The 632-nt window shown below is 65.7% G+C and carries 1 pseudogene; it reads right to left on the bottom strand.

The annotated features are described in order from the left end of the window. Positions 1–332: 332 nt before the first annotated feature. Positions 333–632: pseudogene (locus tag A9310_RS24900) on the bottom strand (hypothetical protein); the annotation flags it as partial.

Genomic DNA, 632 nt, shown 5'->3' with positions numbered 1-632 from the left:
CTGTCAGAGTGGAGTGGCGACAGTCGGGCCGGTCGGCGGACACATCTCAGTCGGGGCGATGCCACGCTCCTATCAAGTCACGCCGGCCGGTCCTGACACACCAGGCATCGGCACAATGAGCCAACACCAGCCCAATACAGCCAGGGGCGGTAACCAGCGGTAGAGCCAGATGCCTGATGGTCAGAACCCAACCACCACCGAAGTGGCTAGACAACCCTGACACTGAAACCAGCGGTGGGGGCGCGGGTTGTCGAGTGGCTTCGACTCGACGCGCTCCTTCGTCGCTTGRTCGGCCCGGCGGCTSCGCTCGGTGCCGGCTCATAGCTCCTATGTCAAGCGGCGGCGGGTGTTGGGTTGTCGGCTTTGCGGGTGCGGGCGTGGTGGTCGGTGGTGAGGTGGTTGTAGACGACGCGGGCGAGGCGGCGTTTGAGGCAGCGCATCGCCTCGCGAGGGGTCTTGTTTTCGGCCTTCTTCTTCTCGTAATAGGCGTGGCCGAGGGTGTCGGGCATGCGTGCCTGGGTCAGCGCGATGCGGTGGATCGCGGCATTGATCTGGCGGTTGCCAGACCGGGTGAGTCGATGGCGTCCGGGGCCAGACCGGGTGAGTCGATGGCGTCCGGGGTTGGCCGACCA

Origin of the sequence: Gordonia sp. UCD-TK1, assembly GCF_001691435.1 — a bacterium.
Taxonomy (GTDB): domain Bacteria; phylum Actinomycetota; class Actinomycetes; order Mycobacteriales; family Mycobacteriaceae; genus Gordonia; species Gordonia hongkongensis.
Note: the sequence above shows the minus strand (reverse complement) of the source record. Positions and strands in the feature narration are given on the sequence as shown.